The organism is Stenotrophomonas sp. STEN022 (assembly GCF_056760155.1).
This window is the reverse complement of sequence record NZ_JBRREG010000065.1, coordinates 1-19,574: the sequence shown is the minus strand read 5'-3', so window position 1 is coordinate 19,574 and position 19,574 is coordinate 1. Positions and strand designations below refer to the sequence as shown.

Here is a 19,574-nt window from a genome sequence, read left to right as displayed (position 1 = left end):
GTTTCGTTCATCATAAGCAGAGCCACCATGGCCACCCGCAGCCGCGAACTGGACAAGATCGACCGCAAGATCCTGCGCATCCTGCAGCAGGAGGGGCGCATCTCCTTCACCGAGCTGGGCGAGCGCGTCGGCCTGTCGACCACGCCCTGCACCGAGCGCGTGCGCCGGCTGGAGCGAGAAGGCGTGATCACCGGCTACTACGCGCGCCTGGACCCCGCCTCGGTCAAAGCCAGCCTGCTGGTGTTCGTGGAGATCAGCCTGGCCTACAAATCCGGCGACATCTTCGAAGAGTTCCGGCGCGCGGCGCTGAAGCTGCCCAACGTGCTGGAGTGCCATTTGATGTCCGGTGATTTCGATTACCTGCTCAAGGCACGCATCAACGAAATGGCCTCCTACCGCAAGCTGCTGGGCAGCACCCTGCTGACCTTGCCGCACGTCCGCGAATCCAAAAGCTACATCGTGATGGAAGAAGTAAAAGAAACCCTGTGCCTGCCAATAGCAGAGTAATGCCGAGCCGTGCTCGGCACTACGCACCCTCCCTTTGGCCGCAGGCCAAGGGGAGGGTTGGGGAGGGGTCGCTTTTAGCTTTGGCTTGGAATGCCTCCTGCCGAGCATGGCTCGGCACTACATGGGTCAGCGGGTGCCGACCGGCGGCGGCACCACCTGCTGCCCAACGCCACTGGGCACGGTGTCGTAGTAACGATTGGTGCGGGTGTCCAATACCCGACCCGGGCTGGTCTGGCGCATATGCGGCGCCGGCTGACCCTTGCTGTCATAGATCGGCCGCACGGGCTGCGGCGGCTGAGTGATCGGCTTCACCTTCGGTGTCGGCTTGGGCTTGGTGACCGGTCGTGGCGGCAACGGCCGCACCTCCTCCTGCCGCTGGTCGGATGGCACCGTCACCGGCGGCCGCGACGGCGGTGGCAGCGTCACCGGACGCGTTGCGGTGGGTGACGGTGGCTGCTGCAATTGCGCCTGTGCGAACAACGGCACGAGCGCCAGCACTGCCAACGTCAGATACGTCATCCGTTTCATCGGCATCTCCCGTTCTTCCACCAGCCGAGCATGCGCCGGCACAGCTTGCGCCGCCATGAATGCGCGCTTGGACTGCCCCGTGCCCGCCCCTACCATTGATATCTGTCCCACGGATGCAGCGCCATGACCGCCTTCGATCTAACCCCTCCCAGCAACGCCGAACGTGATGCCCTGATCGCCGGGCTCAGCAGCGAGGAACAGCGCGTGCTGCTGCATCACGGCACCGAGGCGCCGTTCTGCGGCGTGTTCCTGGATAACAAGCGTGATGGCGTGTACTGCTGCCGCCTGTGTGCGCTACCGCTGTTCCGTTCCAGCACCAAGTTCGACTCGGGCACCGGTTGGCCCAGCTTCTTCGCGCCGTTCGATCCAGCGCATGTTCGCGAGATCCGCGACATCAGCCACGGCATGATCCGTACCGAGATCGTCTGCGCACGCTGCGGCAGCCACCTCGGCCATGTATTCCCGGACGGCCCGCCGCCGACCTTTGAACGGCATTGCTTGAATTCGGTGTCGCTGGGCTTTGTCGAGAACGGCCAGCCGTACCCGGACCCGCTGCAGCGTGGTGGAGCCGAAGCGCAGCCCGCAGCGTAAGCAAGCGCACCTCCTGTGGTGCCGAGCCATGTTCGGCTGAGGCCTTACCGTGTAGTGCCGAGCCATGCTCGGCAGAAGCATCACCAGTAGAGTCTCAGCCGAGCATGGCTCGGCTCTACAGGGGCTGCTGTGCTCAGCCTACAGATTTTCCGCTGACGGCCGACAACGGGATATCCCCTCCCCTTGTCTGCCCCCATGCTTATCATCGTCGGCCTGCTCGTTGTCATTTTCGCTGTCCTGGGCGGCTACGTTGGTGCGCATGGCCGCCTGGGCGCGCTGTGGCAGCCCTACGAGCTGGTGATCATCGGCGGCGCCTCGTTCGGCGCGTTCCTGATCGCCACCCCGCTCAAGACCGTCAAGCAGACCTTGCGGGCCACGCTCAGCGTGTTCAAGGGCCCGCAGTACAAGCAGCAGGACTATCTGGACGTGCTCAGCCTGCTCTATGAACTGCTCAACAAGGCGCGTCGCGAAGGCTTCATGGCGCTGGAGGAACACGTCGAGAACCCGCAGGACAGCGCGGTATTCGCCAACTACCCGAAGGTGCTGGCCGACCACCATCTGCTGGACTTCATCACCGACTGCCTGCGGCTGATGATCGGCTCCAACATCGAGCCGCATGAGCTGGAACCGCTGTTGGAACTGGAGCTGGAAAAGCACCACCACGAGGCAATGGAACCGGCCCACGTGCTCAACAAGGTCGCCGACGGCCTGCCCGGCTTCGGCATCGTCGCCGCGGTGCTGGGCATCGTCATCACCATGGGCTCGATCGGTGGCGACATCAAGGAAGTGGGCGCGCACGTGGCTGGCGCGCTTGTCGGTACCTTCCTCGGCATCCTGCTGGGTTATGGCTTTGTCGGTCCGCTGGCAGCGGCGTTGGAAGCACGCGCCGAGCAGGACGCACGCATCTACGAATCGGTGAAAACCGCGCTGCTGGCCTGCCTGCGTGGCTACAACCCGAAGATCGCGCTGGAGTTCGCCCGCAAGACCGTGCCCTCGGCACTGCGCCCGGGCTTCAGCGATTTCGAGCAACACCTGAAGTCGATCAAGTAAGGCGCACGCCATGACCGAGACCAAACCCACGGTGATCGTACGCCGGGTGAAGAAAGTCCAGGGCGGCGGCCACCACGGCGGTTCGTGGAAGGTAGCCTACGCCGACTTCGTCACTGCGATGATGGCTTTCTTCATGGTGCTGTGGCTGATGGCCGCCACCACCAAGCCCGAGCGCGCGGCGATATCCGAATACTTCCGCAACCCCAGCCCCTTGAGCGGCACCAGCAGCACGCCGGCTCCGGGCATGGCCGGCCCCGGCGGTGCCAGCACCTCGATGATCAAGCTGGGCGGTGCCACCGATGTCTCGCGCGGCAACAGCAATGACCCCTTCCAGAACCAGCAGGAAGCGGTGCCCACGCCGGTACAGGAGCGCGAGCGCGACAAGCAGCGGCTGGAAGCACTGAAGCAGGAGTTGCAGGAAGCGATCAGCAAGAGCCAGGCGCTGGAGCCGTTCAAGGATCAGCTGCTGCTCGACATCACCCCGGAAGGCCTGCGCATCCAGATCGTGGACAAGCAGAACCGGCCGATGTTCGACCTCGGCAGTGCGCGGCTGATGCCGTACACGCAGACGATCCTGGTGGAGCTGTCGCGCTACATCAACCAGGTGCCCAATCACATCAGTCTCACCGGCCATACCGACACCACCGCCTATTCCACCCAGGTCGGCTACGGCAACTGGGAGCTGAGTGCGGACCGTGCCAATGCCGCGCGGCGGGCGCTGCTGGAAGGCGGCATGGACCCGGCCAAGGTCGCGCGTGTGGTCGGATTGGCGTCTTCGGTACTGTTCGACAAGGCCAATCCACAGAACCCGATCAATCGCCGTATCAGCATCGTGGTGATGAGCCAGGAAGCCGAAGCGGCGGCACTGAACCAGGCCGACAGCCTGCCGGTACCGGTGGCCACCGTCGTCCCGGCGGCCGCTGCTACGGCCCCGGCTGATGACATCAGCGACGGCCCCGGTTGAGCCCTGTTCCGGCAGCAGGGGCCCGCTGCGCCTACAATAGGCGTCTTTTTCCTATTAGCCGAACACCATGTCCAAGCTCTCCAAAGCCAAGCGCGACAAGCGCAAGAAGCAGGCCCCGCGCCGCCCGTTCGCCCGTCTGAACGCCCAGCAGCAGGTGCAGAACCACGCCGTGCTGGTCAACGAAGAAGGCCAGGTCGTGGCCGCCATCGGCCTGCAGGGCAATGAGTGGCTGCTGGCCATCGGCGGCCAGACCATGGGCAATGCCGACAACCCGGTACCGATGCTGGCCATGCTCAAGCACCTGGCCAATGTGCAGGAGAAGGAAGGCCGCAAGGTCACCCTGGAGTACTCCGCAGCGCTGCAGCAGATGATCGACGACCTGGCCGCCGACGAGGGCAAGACCGCCGACGACTACCTGGCCGGCCTGGTGTCCGAGTTTGAAGGCATCGAAGGCGAAGAAGCGACTGAAGCAGCTGCTGACGACGTCGCCGAAGAGACCATCGCGATTGCCGAAGAAGTCCCGGCTGACGACGACAAGTCCAAGGCCTGAGTCCAAGGCCGAACGTGACGGTCTATATCGACGATGCAGTACATCCCTGGCGCGGTGAGCGCTGGGCGCATCTGATGGCCGACACCTTGCCCGAGCTGCATGCGCTGGCGCAGCAGCTCGGGATTCCACGCAGGGCCTTCCAGAACCGCCCCAGCGGCGTGCACTACGACGTGCCAGCGCCGCTGCGTGAGCAGGCCATCGTGCTCGGTGCGCAGGCGATATCGCGGCATACCGATCGTGCGCAGATGCGCCGGGTGATTGCCAATGCGCGGGCGTTGTACCAGCCCTGATGAATGCACCGTAGAGCCGAGCCATGCTCGGCTGGGGCTGTACCGATAAACCAACATGTAGAGCCGAGCCATGCTCGGCAGGGGTTTACCGGTAACGCTTCTGCCGAGCATGGCTCGGCTCTACATGTTGGTTTATCGGTACAGCCCCAGCCGAGCATGGCTCGGCTCTACCGTTGCTGCTGGCTTAGAACGGGTCGCTGCCCGGGCGCACTTCAACACCCAGCAACGAGCACAGCGCCAGCATCGCTTCGTCGTCGCGGCTCAGTGCCACCCAGCCGGCGTAGGCGTCGCCACCGGTGTTCCAGTTCCACACCGTGTAGCCGTGCTCGCGCAGGCGATCATGGGCGGTGGTCATCAGCATCGGTACGTCGAGGTCGTCGGTGAAATCTTCGTCGTCGAAGTCACCACCCCAAGCAATGTTCAGATTCCAGCGCGCGGCCATTTCGTCCATTGCGGCGACGAAGGAATCGGTGTCCTTCCAGTCCACATAGAAACCTGAACGCCAGTCGATGGCGTCCTTCAGGTCCCACAGCCATTGCTCATCGCTGGCGTCGTCCTCTGCACCGGCGCGTGCTTCGCGCCAGGCGTCGAACTGCTGCAGCGCCGCGTCTTCATCGCCGGGATTGATCAGCCACAGCAGGTTCCAGACCCGCGCCGGATGGTCGTCTTCGTCAAAATCCGGGCGCAGTTCATCGGAGTCTTCGTAATCGGCGCTGTTGTCAGGCATGGTGCTGTTTCCACTACGTAATGGCGCGCATTTTGCCGCCAGCGGCGTGCCAGCGAAAGCCTTGGCACGCCACAGCGGTTATCCTTGCGCCCCGAAGAGGGCCACGGTGGCCTTCACTGAAGCATTGATATGAGCGATACCCCTCCCGATCATCTGGCGGTCAACCCGCAGAGCCCGTTCCACAATGCCGAAGCGCTGCAGCGCGGCGTCGGCGTGCGTTTCAACGGCATCGAGCGTGATGACGTGGAAGAGTATTCCGTGCAGGAAGGCTGGATCCGCGTACAGGCCGGCAAGGCCCGCGACCGCCGTGGCAACCCGATGACGCTGAAGATCAAGGGTACGGTTGAGCCGTATTTTCTTGAGTTAAAGAACGCTTAAGAGCTTAAGAGCCTGCCCTCACCCCAACCCCTCTCCCGCCCGCGGGAGAGGGGCTTTCAGAGCGCAAGCGATCCAGCTTCAGCCCCTCTCCCGTTCACGGGAGAGGGGTTGGGGTGAGGGGAAGCTTCTAACAAGCGAACCAAAAACAACCACCCTCAATCCCTCTGCCTGGTCTCCAGCAGATCCAGATTGCGGATCAGCTTGCGCGCGATCTCATCCGATACCTGTCCGCGCCGGGTCAGCCGGAACAGCTCCTCGCGCTCGGCATTCAAGCCGGCGCTACGCAGGCTGCGATAGGCCTGCTCCATGCGCCGCACTTTCTCCGGGTCTTCATCCGGGCCTTGGCCCTTCTCCAGATTGCGTTGGTACAGCAGGCTCACCCGCGCCGCGGCGTCGTTGAGCAGCTGCACGGAACTGGTGGATTGGCCTTCGACCAAGGCCTGTCGCGCCTTCTCTACCGCTGCCAGAGCCGCCTTGGACGATACCCTGCGGGCCAGATCCTCCTCGCGCCGGCTATCGTCGTCCTTGGGCAGCTCCAAGCCCTTGAGCAGGCGCGGCAGCATCAAGCTGGCGCCGACCAGCGACACCAGGATCACCGCCGCCGCCAGGAAGATCACCAGATCACGTGCCGGGAATGGCTCGCCACCGGGAATCATCAACGGCAGGGTCAACACGCCAGCCAAGGTGATCGCGCCGCGCACGCCGGCCACCGACATCGCCAGCACCACCCGCCACGAGGTACTGGTGGTTTCTTTCTCGCCACGCATCCGCGCCCGCAGCAGGTTCCAGCGCAGCGACAGCCATACCCAGACCAGTCGCAGCACCACCAGCACGGCATTGATCGCCAGCACATAGACCAGCAGCCACCACGCGCTGTGATGGCCAGTCACCGACATGGTCTCGATCGCGCGCTCGACAATGCCCGGCAGTTGCTCGCCCAGCAGCACGAAGATGATGCCGTTGAAGCTGAACTGCACCATGTTCCACACCGCGTTGCGCTGCACGCGCATGCTGCCGCTGATGCGGCCGGTCAGCTCCACGTAGCTCATGGTCACGCCGGCGGCGACTGCGGCGAGGATGCCCGATGCATGCAGCTCTTCTGCCAGCAGGTAGGCGGCGAACGGAATAAGAAGGTTGACCAGCAGCGCCGCGCCCGGCTCCTCACCGAAGCTGCGCCACAACCAGCGCTGGAAGGTGGACACGCTCCAGGTCACCGCCACGCCAATTGCCAGGCCGGCGAAGGCCACCCACAGGAAGGTCAGTGACGCCTGTGCCAGCGAGAACGATCCAGTCATAACCGCCGCCACCGCAAAGCGGAAGCAGACCAGGCCGGAGGCGTCGTTCAACAGCGACTCGCCTTCCAGGATGTGCATCAGTCGCTTGGGAATCGGCACGCGTGAGGCAATCGCGCTGACCGCCACCGGATCGGTCGGCGAGATGATGGCCGCCAGTGCGAACGCCACCGCCAGCGGCATCGATGGAATCATCCAGTGGATCAGCAGGCCGGCACCAAGCACGGTGAACACCACCAACCCGAACGCCAGCTCCAGGATCGCGCCCTTGTCGCGGAAAAGGCCCTGTTTGGGAATGCGCCAACCATCCAGGAACAGCAGCGGCGGCAGGAACAGCAGGAAGAACATGTCCGGCTCAAGCGCATGGCCGCGATTGAACACGCCTGCAATCAGCGCACCCAAGCCGATCTGCACCAAGGGCAACGGCAATGAGAAGGGGAGGATTCTTACCAGATAGCCACTGGCGACAACCGCCACCAGCATTGCCAGAACTACTTCAATCGTGTGCATGCCCGTTCCACGGATTCACTACCACGACAGCAGGCTGCCGACACTGGCAGTGGCGGATGAATACCGGGAAATTACCACAGCAATCAGGCGGTGCTGTCGTCGATGTGCGCCATGATCGCTCGCAATCGCATCACGCCGGGCGAGCCGGCTTGGCGTGCATCGCTGCACGCCAAGCGCTCACCTGCCAAGCTCATTGCGCCTCGCCATCGAAGCGGTAGATGTCCATCGCCAGGAATCCCATGTCGATGCCGGCATCGATCCGCCGTGCGCCAAGCTGGTCGCTGCCGGCTGCGCCCATCGCAAAATACAACGGCAACAGATGCTCATCGGTAGGGTGCGCCTGGCTCGCGAATGGCGCCTGCTGGCGGTAGTCGAACATGGCCGGCAGGTCGTTGGCCTCCAGCTTCTGCTCCACCCAGTGGATGAACGGGCGCACATACGGCGCCTCCTTGCCCTCCTGGTAGTTGCGCCAGTCATGCAGGTTGTGGGTAATGCTGCCCGAGCCGATCAGCAGCACGCCCTGCTCGCGTAGCGGTGCCAATGCGCGCCCCATCGCGAACTGATGCTTCGGGCCGAGCCCCGGTTGGATCGACACCTGCAGCACCGGGATGTCGGCCTCCGGATACAGGTAACGCAGCGGTACCCAGGCGCCATGATCGAGCCCGCGCTGCGGGTCGATGCCCGGCTGCAGGCCGGCTTCGGCCAGCCGCTGGGCCACGTCCTGGGCCAGCGCCGGTGCACCGGGTGCCGGGTACTGCAGCTTGTACAGCGCCTCGGGGAAACCACCAAAATCATGGATGGTCTCCGGCTGGGCCGCGGCCGAGACCTGTGGCGCATGCCCCAGCCAATGCGCCGAGGCCATGACGATGGCGCGCGGCCGCTGCATCCCGGCAGCCAGCTCAGCCAGGCGCGGCCCCACCAACCCCGGCTCCAGGGCGGTCATCGGTGAACCATGCGAGATGTAAAGGGAAGGCAGCGAACTGCGCATCGTGGGCTCCCTGAAGGATTTGGAGCGTGCAGGTTATTGCCCGGAGCTCCGGCAACAAATAATCTCACCAGCAACGTTTTATTGCGGAAACGGGAACAATGGACACCATCGATGCCATGCGGGTGTTTGTCGCGGTGGTCGAGCGCAATGGCTTCAGCGCCGCCGCTGATGCCCTGGACATTTCGACCGCCGCAGTCACCCGTCAGATCGCCGCGCTGGAGAAGCGCCTGTCCACCCGCCTGCTCAACCGCACCACGCGCAGGGTCAGCCCGACCAGCACCGGTGCGGCCTACTACCAGCGCTGCGTGCAGCTGCTGGCCGAGTTCGACGAGCTGGAGGCCTCGGTCGGCGCCCAGGCGCTGCAGCCGTCCGGGCGGCTGCGGATCAATGCGCCGGTCAGTTACGGCATCGCCCGGCTGGGCGCATTGCTGCCTGCTTACAGCGCGCGCTATCCACAGGTGGAGCTTGACCTGCAGTTGTCCGACCGCCTGGTCGACATGGTCGAGGAAGGTTATGACCTTGCCATCCGCATCACCCGCCAGCCAGCGCCAAACCTGATCGCACGGCATCTGGCGCGGGTCCGCATCCATCTGTGCGCGGCACCGTCGTATCTGGCCCGATACGGTACGCCGCTCACCCCGGAGGATCTGGCGGGGCACCAGTGCCTGTACTACACCTACTCCACCGCAAACGATGCCTGGCAGTTGACCGGGCCGCAGGGCGAGGTCAGCGTCCCGCTACAGCCCCACATGCGCGCCAACAATGGCGATGTGCTGCGCGAAGCTGCCATCGCCGGCATGGGCATCATCGCCCAGCCGGATTTCATCGTCGACCAGGCGCTGGCTGACGGCCGTCTGGTGCCGGTGCTGACGCAATGGGAAATGCCCGCCAGCATCTATGCGGTCTACACCAGCCGCAGCCACCTGGCACCCAAGGTGCGCAGCTTCATCGACTACCTGGTCGAATGCCTGGACGAGGACGCCGACCGCTCAGCTTGAGCGGCTGTCTGCCAGCATCGCCAGCACCTGCTGCAGCGGCATCGGCCGGCCCAGCAGGTAACCCTGCACCTGGTCGCAGCCATGCGCGGCCAGCCAGCGCCGCTGGCCCTCGGTCTCCACACCCTCGGCAATCACCGACAAGCCCATGCTATGGCCCAGCGACAGCAGCGCGCGACAGATGGCGGCGTTGCGCGGATTGGTTTCAACGTCGCTGACAAAGCCACGGTCGATCTTCAGCGAATCCAGCGGCAGGTGCTGCAGGTAGGACATGCTGGAGAAGCCGGTGCCGAAATCATCCAGCGCCACGCCAACGCCATTGGCATGCAGGTGGCCCAGGGTCTGCAGCGCCTGGGTCGGATTACGCATCAACACGCTCTCGGTGAGCTCCATCTGCAACGCACCGCGGGCGAGGCCGTGGTCCTGCATCGCACGGCTGAACTCGCCGACCAGATCGCTGTTGAACAGCTGTACCGCCGAGACGTTCACCGCGATCGGCAGGTGCTCCCAGCCAGCGGCCGACAATTGTTTCTGCGCGCGTGCGGCGGCGTGGATCACCCAGCGGCCGAGCGCGATGATCAGACCGGTGTCTTCGCACAGCTGGATGAAGTCAGCCGGCGCGATGAAGCTGCCATCAGCCTGCGGCCAGCGCAGCAGGGCTTCCAACGCCACCGGGCTGCCTTCGGAGGCATCCATGATGGGCTGGAAATGCAGCAGGAATTCACCGCGGTCAATGGCCATGTGGATGCGCCCAGCCAACTGCAGCCGCTCGGTGTAGTGCGCCGCCATACCACTGTGGAAGTGCAACAACGCCACACCGGTCTCCCGCGCGGCATGCGCTGCCTGCGCAGCGCGGCCCAGCACCTGTTCGGCCAGTTCGCCGTCCTGCGGGCAGCTGGCCACACCTATGCGTGCTTCCAGCTGGTGATAGGTATCGCGGCCACGGATAGGCTCGGCTACCGCCGCCAGCAAGGCATTGAGCGCCATCTGCGGATCGCCCTCGCCCTCTATCGCCAGCACGAAGTCCTCAGCCGGCTGGTGGGCCAGCAGGCCATAGCGGGCGGCCAGGCCACCCAGACGCACCGACACTGCGCGCAGTGCCTCTTCACCAGCATCGCGACCGAGGGTATCGGTGATCATCTGCAGGCCACGTAGCTGCACATGGGCGATGGTGTAGCCACGGCTGCCGGCATCCAGCCGCTCGGACAGCGCACGCACGGTCAGCAGGCCGGTGCCGGCATGGTGACTGGCGCGGTAGGCCAGCTCGTTCTCGTAGCGCAGGCGCTGGCTGACATCTTCAGCCAGCACCAGGCAGGCATTACGGCCGGCAAATTCCAGCTTGGCGAAGTGCCCCTGCACGTGGAATGCGCTGCCATCCTTGCGCAGGTGTGTGCTGACCTGCAGCCCCAGCAGGTCACCATTCAAGGCACGGCCTGCGGTCTGCCGGACCTCATCCCATTCCGCTGCCGGGCGGATGTCCAGGATCGACATCGCGAGGAACTCGTCGCGGCTATAGCCGTATTGATCGATCGCGGCCTGGTTCACTTCCAGGAAACGCAAGGTAATCAGATCGAAGATCCAGAACGGCGCAGGGTTGCGGTCGAACACCAGCCGGAACTGGCGCTGCGCCTCCTGCGCGCGCGCCTCGGTGTTGACCCGCTCACTTATGTCGACCACCGCGCCGGCCAGGCGCTTGCTGTCCCCTGCATCATTGACCAGCTCACCGCGCGCGGACAGCCAGCGCAATGAACCATCGCCGCTACGCAGGCGGAACATCGCATTCAATGCACCCTTGCCAGCAAGCGCGCGCACCAGCATATCCTTCAACCAGGCGCGGTCTTCTTCATGCACCCGTGCCAGGAACCCCTCCAGCGAGGTGTTGCGCCCAGCTACCGCCAGCATCTGCTGGGTCAGCGCCGACCAATACACAATCGGTCTTTCACCATGGATGGACCAGGTGCCGACCTTGCCAACTTCGTGGGCCAACGCCAGCTCGGCATTGCCAGCCTGCAGCTCTTCACTGAGCTGCTGCTGATGGCGGGTACTGCGGTCAACCCGATACAGCAGGTAAGCAAAGCCGGCCAAATACAGCAGATAGATGCCGATGGATGCATACAGCAGCAGATACCAGCCCGCCATCACCTCGCGGTAGGACAGTGAGGCGTACAGACTCAAGGGGAAATCGGTTGGCACGCTGACCGCCGCGATGCGACGCTGGCCGTCAAAAGGACTGGTCACTACACCGCGTTTCAACACCGTCGGCGATGGCGGCAGGATTTTCATTGGCCGTGCCAATGGATTGCCAACCAACTGGCCTGGATCACGGCTATGGGCCAACAACTGCCCATAACGGTTGCCAATGGAAGCGGTGCCATCGCGGCCCAGATCCAGGCCGCTGACAACCTCCTGGAAGGCCCCCAGCCGCACCCGCGTCAACAGCCACTGGCCCGGCTGCACCTGCAAGGCTGCACGCAGCAACCAATGCTTGTCGGCGGTCTCCTCCAGCGCACCGATATAGAGGCCGCCGCTGAGCAGGCGATTTTCCGGAACCACCCAACTCTGCAAGGTGAGATCGCCCGTTCCTGCCGACAGTGGCACACCGCGATCATCCACCAAGGTGATGGACGCAAGGTCCTGGTTACGCTCCAGCACACCGCGCAGGCTGGCCTCAAACAAAGCAGGCGCCTGATCAGGCACCTGTCGATAGAACTCCCGGGTATCGCTGGCGGTGCCGCGCAACGCGCGTTCCCAGGTGACCAGCTGCGCGCGCAAAAGACGGCTGCTGCCGCTGGCCAGCGCCGCCGACTGCCGCTGCGCTGCTTCAAGCCGGCTGTTGCGGTCGTTCCACAGCATGCTGATCATGCCGCCTGCCAACAGCAAACCCACCGCCACGCCGGCAATGATCATGACCCGCAATGGATGAGCCGGCGTCCGAGTCACCGGTGAGTCCAACGTATCAGTAGGCGGAAAGCTGGCATTGCGTATGTTGGTCCTGGCATCACTACAACTAGGAACCGGCAGGTGGGGACCTGCAACGGTCGCATGCGAACACCACATACTCCACCCTGCGGATGTCTCCCCAGACACCACCTGCAGCGCGTTCGCTCAAGCATGCAGCACAATCACCGTCGGCGTGAAGAGTGCGTGACCAATTTTCTCGCATTCCCCGCACTTGTGCACATCCGTCAAGTGCCAGAATCAATATCTTTGTGAACGGGGTTCGAGGTCTAGACTTGTCATACACATCCTCCGGATACCGTCATGGCTTTGCAACGTTCCTTCCTGGTACTGGCAATCGGCACCGCACTTGCCCTCAGCGGTTGCGCAAAGGACGCCAGCGCGCCCGCACCCGATACCAGCGCGACACCTGCACCCACCAGCAGCGCAGCCAAACCGCAGCTGGGCAGCTTTGGCTTTGATGCCGACGGCATGGACCGCAGCGTCGCCGCCGGCGACAACTTCTACGATTTCGCCAATGGGCAATGGGTGCAGCGCACCGAGATACCGGCCGATCGCTCCAGTTATGGCAGCTTCAATGTGATCGCAGAGAAAACATTGGCCGACACCCGCGCCATCATGGAAGAGGCCGGCAAGGCCAATCCCGGCGAAGTCCGCAAGATTGGTGACTATTACGCCGCATTCATGGACGAAGCCGGCATCGAAGCGCGCGGCACCGCGCCAGTGCAGCCCGCCCTGCAGGCCATTGCCGGCATCTCCGACAAGCCTGCCCTGGCCAAGGCCTTGGGCGCGAGCATGCGTGCCGACGTGGACCTGCTGAACGCCACCAACTTCTATACGCCGCACCTGTTCGGCGTGTGGGTGTCGGTGGATCTGCTGCAGCCCGATCGCAACGCGCCCTACCTGGTGCAGGGCGGCCTGGGCATGCCCGACCGCGACTTCTACCTGCAGGACGGCCGCATGGCCGAGCTGCGCAAGGCCTATGAAGGCTATGTAGCCAAGCTGCTGGAGTTGTCCGGCGACAAGGACGCGGCCGCCAAGGCGGCGCGCATCGTCGCGCTGGAAACCAAGATTGCCCGCGCCCACGCCACCCAGGAAGAAACCAACGACGTGCAGAAGGGCGCAAACGCCTGGAAGCAGGCCGACCTGACCGGCAAGGCACCGGGCATGGATTGGAAGGCCTTCCTGGAAGGTGCCAACCTGGGAGCGCAGCAGGACTTCATCGTCTGGCAGCCGAAGGCCGTAGCAGGTCTGTCCAAGCTGGTCGCCAGCGAGCCGCTGGAGGTGTGGAAGGACTACATGGCGTTCCACGCGCTTGATGAGGCCGCAGCCTATCTGCCCAAGGCCTTCGCCGATGCCCACTTCGCCTTCCACGGCACCGCGATGAGCGGCACCCCACAGCAGAGCGACCGCTGGAAGCGTGCGGTGGCCGAGACCAACAGCGCGGTTGGCGAGGCGGTTGGCAAGATCTACGTCGAGCGCCACTTCGATGCCAACACCAAGGCCCGCGCCGATGAAATGGCCAGGAACATCATCGCCGCCTTCGCCAAGCGCATCGACGCGCTGGAATGGATGTCGCCGGAAACCAAGGCACACGCCAAGGCCAAGGTTGCCGGGCTCAAGGTGGACATGGGCTACCCGAGCAAGTGGCGCGACTACAGCGCACTCGAGGTGAAGGCGGACGATGCACTGGGCAACGCCCAGCGCGCCTCGCTGTTCGAATACCAGCGCAACATCGCCAAGCTCGGCAAGCCGGTCGATCACAGCGAATGGGCAATGCTGCCGCAGACCATCAACGCGATGAACGTGCCGTTGGAGAACCGTCTGGTGTTCCCGGCAGCCATCCTGCAGCCGCCGTTCTTCGACGGTGCAGCTGATGATGCGATCAACTACGGCGCCATCGGTGCAGTGATCGGCCATGAAATCAGTCACGGCTTCGACAATGCCGGCGCGCTGTTCGACGAAACCGGCAAGCTGCACAACTGGTGGACGGCGGAGGACCTGAAGAAGTTCAACGCTGCCGGTGATGCGCTGGCCATGCAGTTCGACAGCTACGAGCCGTTCCCGGGCGTGCACGTCAACGGTCGTCTGACGCTGGGCGAGAACATCGCCGACGTTGCCGGCCTCGGCACTGCATACGACGCCTATCGCCTGTCACTGCAGGGCAAGCAGGAGCAGACGCTGGAGGGCTTCACCCCGGACCAGCGCTTCTTCCTTGGTTTCGCCCAGGCCTGGCGCAGCAAGGCGCGTGAGCAGGCGCTGCGTAATTCACTGCTGACCAATGTGCATGCGCCGGGCCAGTTCCGTGCATTGACCGTGCGCAACGTGGATGCGTGGTATCCGGCGTTCGAGGTCAAGGAAGGCCAGAAGCTGTATCTGGCGCCTGAGAAGCGGGTCAAGGTCTGGTAATTGGCCATGCGCTCCCTCCCTTTGGTCGAAGGCCAAGGGGAGGGTTGGGGAGGGGTTGCTGTTCTGCTGGCGGTAGTGCCGAGCCATGCTCGGCAAGAGGCATTCCCGATAAAGCCCCTGCCGAGCATGGCTCATGCACTACAGTGCTAGCCCCTCTCCCGCGCGCGGGGTGAGATGGGCAGGTTGCGAACCACAGGTTCGCTGCCCGTCGAACGCCCTTGCGCCAGCGCAAGGGCCGGGGCGCGGAGCGGGGGTTGGGGTGAGGGGCGCCCTTCGCTGGTAACGCCCCTGCCGAGCATGGCTCGGCACTACGCCAGCTCGGGCCACGCCGAGAGCACCGACGGGTCCTGCCCTACCCGCTTGCAGGCGCGGGTCGAAATGCCGTCGTTCAAGGCGATCCGGAACAAGGGTGCCACGCTGCGCAGCACGCGCGCGGCCACCACCGATTGCAACTGCTGACCACGACTACGGCCGAGCAGTTGCACCGCCCACTCCGGCAACAAGGCCGCACCGGCGGCAAGAAACACATCGCGCGACACGCCCGGCAATGGCACCGGCAGACGCACATCGCTGAGCACCTCCAAGACCTCGCGTGAACGCTCATCCATGCTCAGCTGCGACTGCTGCTGCCTGGAAGTACTCACGCACCTGCGCTTCACTGGCCGGCACATCACGTGCGCCCAAGGCCTCGGCCACGCGTCGATACTCGTCGTAATAACGATCAGCGATGGCAGTCGGTACCTCGCGGCAATAGCGCCGGCAGCCTTCCAGAAAGCCATACGCTTCGGTGACATGCACCCAGATCAGCAATTGCGGATCATCTGCTGCATACGTGCGGCCATCGGGCAGCGTGCCCACCACCCGCGCATGAATACCCCGAACCTTGCTGATCAGCTTCTCGACCTCGGCTGCAGGCGCATAGCTGGTACCGGCGACAAAGCTGGTGGTGCGGCGCAGCCTCCCGACCAGGTCTTCACGGAAATTGGAGTGGTCGTAGACGCCAGCCAATGCACGCGGGTGCAGCAACTGCAGCATCAGCGCACACAGACCGCCGGCCAGCATGCCGGGGAACTCGGAATGGATACGCCAAGTGACGCTGCCCGGCCCGAACCAGCCTGGGTCAGCCAGCGGCGTGTCGTATTCAACGCCATTCTGGTTACGTGGAAAGGCATCCAGCACCCAGCGACGGATATGGGCGGTGGCGGCGGCAGAGACGGGGCTGAACAGGGATGACATGGTGCCTATCGTACCGGTCCGGCTGCGCAGCTGGCTTGCCTGAGCAGCCGATCCGGCAACCGTACAGCCGCCGTCAAGCCCCGGTGCCAGCGACAGACGCCCCATGTGCGAGTGCAGCAGAGAATTCGACAAGAACTGAAACGTCCTTCGGCCTGGACGATGACGCACCGCAAAAATTCCGCTCTGTCATGGTGTCATGGCAAGCACCGCTGGTCGGTTCTTCGCACCGCCCCCATTGCCAAGCGCGACGAAAGTGCTAGAACTGAGCCTGCCTGACCGCACCAACCTGCATCCGTCGCTCGTTCCAGCAAGTATCTGCAAGGAGCTCAACATGATCGCACTGTTCAAAGGTTTGGGATTGCTGCTGCAAGACAACGAGCTGTACAACAGCCCGTTCGAGAAACAGGTCGATCATTGGAAAAACCTGAGCGATCAGCAGATACGTGAGGAAGTGTCGGTGCTGGCCAAGGCCAAGTGCCAATGGTTGATGGCCTCGATCGTGCTGTGGCAGGCATCGTCACTGCTGATTCTTGGCTTGATCACCAATTACCTGTGGCGCGACGACTTCCATATCACCTTCACCCGCGTGGTGATCGTGTTCGGCTCCTGGGTATCGATCCTGTTCGTGATCTGGTTCATGGCCAACATGTTCGACCATACCGCCGGCTTCGAGCGCTGGATGAAGGCCTTCAACAGCCGCGCCCGCATCAGCTCCGATGCCGACAGCGTGGATGAAGTGGCCGAAGCGCTGGAAATGGCCAAGCATTATCCGGAGGTTCTGGATTACAAGCAGGCCGTCACCAGCAGCCGTGAGCTGCGTCATGAGGACGTGCGCATCATGCGTGAACTCGGACGCATGCGGCAGCATTCGGAACTGGTCGGCAAGCTCAATCACATCGGTGATGATGGATTGCGGTTGCAACCCGCGTTCTGAGCCAATCGCACTCTTTGAAACCCATCGCCGCGCTCGTCGCGGCGATTTTATTTCTGCAGGGTTACCTGCTGGGAATACCCTTTGGGCAAGCCACTCAGCTGGCGGGTGGTGCCAACCACGACGACAAATTCGCCCAGGCTTTCACGCCGGCACAGCTGTGCATCGGCTGCACCACTGCAATGCTCGCGGTACAGCAGATAATTGCAGCGACCACTGTCACTCTGCAGGCACTGGAAACGGCTGACGCCGTTCTTCACGGTGGTGCGGCTGAGCAGGCTCTGTTCACCGCTGATGCGGGTGACCGAGGTTTGCCCGGGAGTTTCATGGATGCCCAGCATCGACAGCAGGCTGCCGATCAAAACTGTCAGGTAATGCATGGCAATACTCCGGCAAGCGGGGGCGGCATCACATGCCGCGGAACAGACTCATGAAGGGTTGGCTGACCATCAGCGTTTCACTGCGCTGTTTCAGCCGTAATACGCCGCGGCCACTGTCATCGCGGCTCACCGCCGCCACCGCCTTCATGTTGACGATGGTGGCGCGGTGGATCTGGCGGAAGCTGTTGGCGTCAAGGGCAGCCGTCAGTTCGCGCAGCGAGCTGCGCAGCAGCAGTTCTTCCTCGGCGGTGACCACCACCGTGTACTTGCTGTCGGCGCGGAAATACAGCACTTCGTCCAGCATCACCAGGCGGGTTTCGCGGCCATTGCTGGCGGTGATCCAGGCCAGTGGCGGTGCGGCCAATGGCGCGGCGGGTTGCCTTGCCAGCTGCTGCAACAGCCGCTCCAGCACGCTCGGGTCGGTGTTGCCACTCTGCCTGCGCGCCAGCACACGCTGACGGGTTGCCACCAGCCGCTCATCGCTGACCGGCTTGAGCAGGTAGTCCACCGCGCCTTGTTCGAATGCGCTGATCGCGTACTGATCGTAGGCGGTAACGAACACCACCTCGGTCTGCGGGCTCAGCCGCTGCAGCGCGCGGGCCACATCCAGCCCGGTGATGCCGGGCATGCGGATGTCGAGGAAGGCCAAGTCGGGCTTGTGCGTTTCCAGCGCTTCCAGTGCAGCGGCACCGTCTTCGCATTCGGCCACGATGTCCAGCTCTGGCCACAAGCGCTGCAACTGGGCCACCAGCGCCTGACGCAGCAGCGGCTCGTCTTCGGCAATGAGGGCTTCAAGATGCACGGGGCAGCTCCGGTATGTTCACTGCGGCCTGTATCGGTGCGGTGTTCACCGGCGCGATTGTCGCTGCGGCAGCGACGACCGGCGGTGGCGAGGCAAGCTGCTTGGGCAGGCTGATGGTGGCAGCCATGCCGCTGGGGAAGTTGGAAACCAGCGCAAGCGTGGCCTGCTCGCCGCAACTCAGGCGCAGGCGCTCGCGCAGGTTCTTCAAGCCGATGCCGGTGCCGCTGTTGTCAGTGCTGATGCCCTGGCCGTCGTCGGCGACGGTGATCGTCAACTGGCCATCCAGCTCGCGCGCCAGTATCCACACCGTGCCGCCGCCGCTCTTGGGCTCCAGGCCATGCTTGATCGCGTTCTCGACCAGGGTCTGCAACGACATCGACGGCAGGCTGATGCTGTGCAGGTGTTCGGGTACATCGATCTGCAACGTCAGCCGCGAGCCCATGCGGATCTGCAGGATCTCCAGATAGGCCTTCACCCGCTCCAGTTCCTGTCCGAGCGTGGACACCGACTGGTCGATGCCCGGCAAGGAGCTGCGCAGGTATTGGATCAGGTGCCCCAGCATCTGCTCGGCACGGGCGGGGTCGCTACGGGTCAGCACCTGTGCGTTGGCCAGCGTGTTGTAGAGAAAGTGCGGTTCCACCTGCGCATGCAGCAGGTTGAGGCGGGCGACACTGAGCTCCTTCTCGGCCTCGGTGCGTGCGGCCTGCGCGCGCTCTTCGCGGCGCTGTTGGGCGACTTTGCCGCTCAAGGCATGGGTGATTGCTTCGGCGTTCTCGTAATTGCTGCCTTCATCGAGCAACCACAGGTCGACCCAGGCGCCGGCGTCGGGTTCAAAGAACAGGGTGACGCTGCTGGTATCCGCACCGGGAATCACGCGGGCGGTGATCTGGTTGTGCTTGATCGCCAGCCGCGCCATCGGGTTCCAGCGTGAGGGCGGCCGCTCGCCATAGGGATCGGCGCGACGCTGGGTAGCGCGCAGTTGCAAGGTACCAATCGAGCGTTCCAGGCGCTCGATACGCGGCATCTGTCCGATGACCTGCTCCAGCAGCGCGAATGCGGTGGGCGCGTCCAGCGGCAGTTCGACCTGGCGCCGGTGCCGATTGGCCAGCGACTGTGCGTCGAGGCGATCAGCAATCAGAGTGACGCGGCGGATATGGCCAACCACGGCGGTCAGCGCGAACACCGCCAGGGCCATCGCGGCGAGGCCGAAGATCCAGCCCGGTGACTGGTCCATGCCGCTGAACAGGCCACTCCACAGGAACGCGGCGACGAGGATCGTCAGCGCCCAGGCGGCGAGGATGCGGAAACCGAGGAAGAGGCTGGCGAACATGGGACAGTCACCGTAGGAATTGAGGTCGAGCATAGGCGCCACCGAAGCGGCTGCAAGCGGCCTGCGACGAAACCCGGAAAAGGGCGATCAAACCCGGATTGGCGGGGATGGTAAAACCGGCTGGAACTGTAGTGGGGGGGCCGGCGCCCCGCCGCGCG

At 64.0% G+C, this 19,574-nt stretch carries 18 protein-coding genes and 1 pseudogene; 10 read left to right on the top strand and 9 right to left on the bottom strand.

Annotated elements, in window-relative coordinates; translation table 11 throughout:
- Nucleotides 1-27: 27 nt before the first annotated feature.
- A complete protein-coding gene (locus ACVOMF_RS13895; protein WP_481509823.1) occupies nt 28-507 on the top strand; it encodes a winged helix-turn-helix transcriptional regulator in 480 nt (159 codons plus the stop codon).
- A 126-nt stretch (nt 508-633) separates the two neighbouring features.
- On the opposite strand, the gene ACVOMF_RS13890 is transcribed toward ACVOMF_RS13895, so the two are convergent.
- Nucleotides 634-1,035: a classical arabinogalactan protein 4 gene (locus ACVOMF_RS13890; protein WP_481509822.1), complete on the bottom strand. Its 402-nt coding sequence runs from the start codon at nt 1,033-1,035 to the stop codon at nt 634-636.
- A gap of 123 nt (nt 1,036-1,158) precedes the next feature.
- Here ACVOMF_RS13890 and msrB point away from each other — a divergent pair, with 123 nt between their 5' ends.
- The 5 genes from msrB (at nt 1,159) to ACVOMF_RS13865 (ending at nt 4,480) form a co-directional block, all read left to right on the top strand.
- Nucleotides 1,159-1,626, top strand: coding sequence for a peptide-methionine (R)-S-oxide reductase MsrB (gene msrB / locus ACVOMF_RS13885; RefSeq protein WP_481509821.1), 468 nt, complete (start codon nt 1,159-1,161; stop codon nt 1,624-1,626).
- A gap of 195 nt (nt 1,627-1,821) precedes the next feature.
- Entirely contained in the window at nt 1,822-2,676 is an 855-nt protein-coding gene (gene motA, locus ACVOMF_RS13880) for a flagellar motor stator protein MotA (protein ID WP_481509820.1), read from the top strand.
- Between the two features lie 10 nt (nt 2,677-2,686).
- A complete protein-coding gene (gene motB, locus ACVOMF_RS13875; RefSeq protein WP_481509819.1) occupies nt 2,687-3,640 on the top strand; it encodes a flagellar motor protein MotB in 954 nt (317 codons plus the stop codon).
- 67 nt (nt 3,641-3,707) lie between these two features.
- A complete protein-coding gene (locus ACVOMF_RS13870; RefSeq protein ID WP_481509818.1) occupies nt 3,708-4,190 on the top strand; it encodes a hypothetical protein in 483 nt (160 codons plus the stop codon).
- Nucleotides 4,191-4,204: 14 nt separating this feature from the next.
- Nucleotides 4,205-4,480, top strand: coding sequence for a DUF4031 domain-containing protein (locus ACVOMF_RS13865; RefSeq protein ID WP_282273319.1), 276 nt, complete (start codon nt 4,205-4,207; stop codon nt 4,478-4,480).
- Nucleotides 4,481-4,664: 184 nt separating this feature from the next.
- Here the strand turns inward: ACVOMF_RS13865 and ACVOMF_RS13860 are convergent, their stop codons facing one another.
- Nucleotides 4,665-5,207, bottom strand: coding sequence for a DUF6630 family protein (locus tag ACVOMF_RS13860; protein ID WP_481509817.1), 543 nt, complete (start codon nt 5,205-5,207; stop codon nt 4,665-4,667).
- A 129-nt stretch (nt 5,208-5,336) separates the two neighbouring features.
- Between ACVOMF_RS13860 and ACVOMF_RS13855 the strand changes: the two genes are divergently transcribed.
- The gene (locus tag ACVOMF_RS13855) at nt 5,337-5,585 is read left to right on the top strand and encodes a DUF3297 family protein (protein WP_282271879.1); all 249 of its coding nucleotides are present in this window, start codon (nt 5,337-5,339) and stop codon (nt 5,583-5,585) included.
- Nucleotides 5,586-5,740: 155 nt separating this feature from the next.
- On the opposite strand, the gene ACVOMF_RS13850 is transcribed toward ACVOMF_RS13855, so the two are convergent.
- Nucleotides 5,741-7,387 carry a Na+/H+ antiporter gene (locus ACVOMF_RS13850; protein WP_481509816.1) on the bottom strand — a complete coding sequence of 549 codons (1,647 nt, stop codon included), beginning with the start codon at nt 7,385-7,387 and terminating at the stop codon, nt 5,741-5,743.
- 190 nt (nt 7,388-7,577) lie between these two features.
- Entirely contained in the window at nt 7,578-8,375 is a 798-nt protein-coding gene (locus ACVOMF_RS13845) for a DODA-type extradiol aromatic ring-opening family dioxygenase (protein ID WP_481509815.1), read from the bottom strand.
- Nucleotides 8,376-8,473: 98 nt separating this feature from the next.
- Here ACVOMF_RS13845 and ACVOMF_RS13840 point away from each other — a divergent pair, with 98 nt between their 5' ends.
- A complete protein-coding gene (locus ACVOMF_RS13840) occupies nt 8,474-9,373 on the top strand; it encodes a LysR family transcriptional regulator (RefSeq protein WP_481509814.1) in 900 nt (299 codons plus the stop codon).
- Here ACVOMF_RS13840 and ACVOMF_RS13835 read toward each other — a convergent pair.
- Complete coding sequence (locus ACVOMF_RS13835) at nt 9,365-12,277, bottom strand: bifunctional diguanylate cyclase/phosphodiesterase (protein ID WP_481509831.1); 2,913 nt, start codon at nt 12,275-12,277, stop codon at nt 9,365-9,367. The genes ACVOMF_RS13840 and ACVOMF_RS13835 overlap by 9 nt on opposite strands.
- 354 nt (nt 12,278-12,631) lie before the next feature.
- Here ACVOMF_RS13835 and ACVOMF_RS13830 point away from each other — a divergent pair, with 354 nt between their 5' ends.
- Nucleotides 12,632-14,737 carry a M13 family metallopeptidase gene (locus tag ACVOMF_RS13830; RefSeq protein WP_481509813.1) on the top strand — a complete coding sequence of 702 codons (2,106 nt, stop codon included), beginning with the start codon at nt 12,632-12,634 and terminating at the stop codon, nt 14,735-14,737.
- A gap of 308 nt (nt 14,738-15,045) precedes the next feature.
- On the opposite strand, the pseudogene ACVOMF_RS13825 reads toward ACVOMF_RS13830, so the two are convergent.
- Nucleotides 15,046-15,973, bottom strand: a pseudogene (locus ACVOMF_RS13825) (oxygenase MpaB family protein).
- 331 nt (nt 15,974-16,304) lie between these two features.
- Between ACVOMF_RS13825 and ACVOMF_RS13820 the strand changes: the two are divergent.
- On the top strand, nt 16,305-16,907 hold the full coding sequence (locus ACVOMF_RS13820; protein ID WP_481509812.1) for a hypothetical protein: 603 nt from the start codon (nt 16,305-16,307) through the stop codon (nt 16,905-16,907).
- A gap of 47 nt (nt 16,908-16,954) precedes the next feature.
- Here ACVOMF_RS13820 and ACVOMF_RS13815 read toward each other — a convergent pair whose 3' ends face one another.
- From ACVOMF_RS13815 to ACVOMF_RS13805, 3 genes are read right to left on the bottom strand one after another with little or no spacing between them, the layout of a single operon-like run.
- The gene (locus tag ACVOMF_RS13815; RefSeq protein WP_481509811.1) at nt 16,955-17,284 is read right to left on the bottom strand and encodes a hypothetical protein; all 330 of its coding nucleotides are present in this window, start codon (nt 17,282-17,284) and stop codon (nt 16,955-16,957) included.
- 28 nt (nt 17,285-17,312) lie between these two features.
- Nucleotides 17,313-18,086, bottom strand: coding sequence for a LytR/AlgR family response regulator transcription factor (locus tag ACVOMF_RS13810; protein ID WP_481509810.1), 774 nt, complete (start codon nt 18,084-18,086; stop codon nt 17,313-17,315).
- Nucleotides 18,076-19,416 (bottom strand): histidine kinase, encoded by a 1,341-nt coding sequence (locus tag ACVOMF_RS13805; RefSeq protein WP_481509809.1) that lies wholly within the window; start codon nt 19,414-19,416, stop codon nt 18,076-18,078. Before ACVOMF_RS13805 ends, ACVOMF_RS13810 begins: the two co-directional genes overlap by 11 nt.
- Nucleotides 19,417-19,574 lie beyond the last annotated feature (158 nt).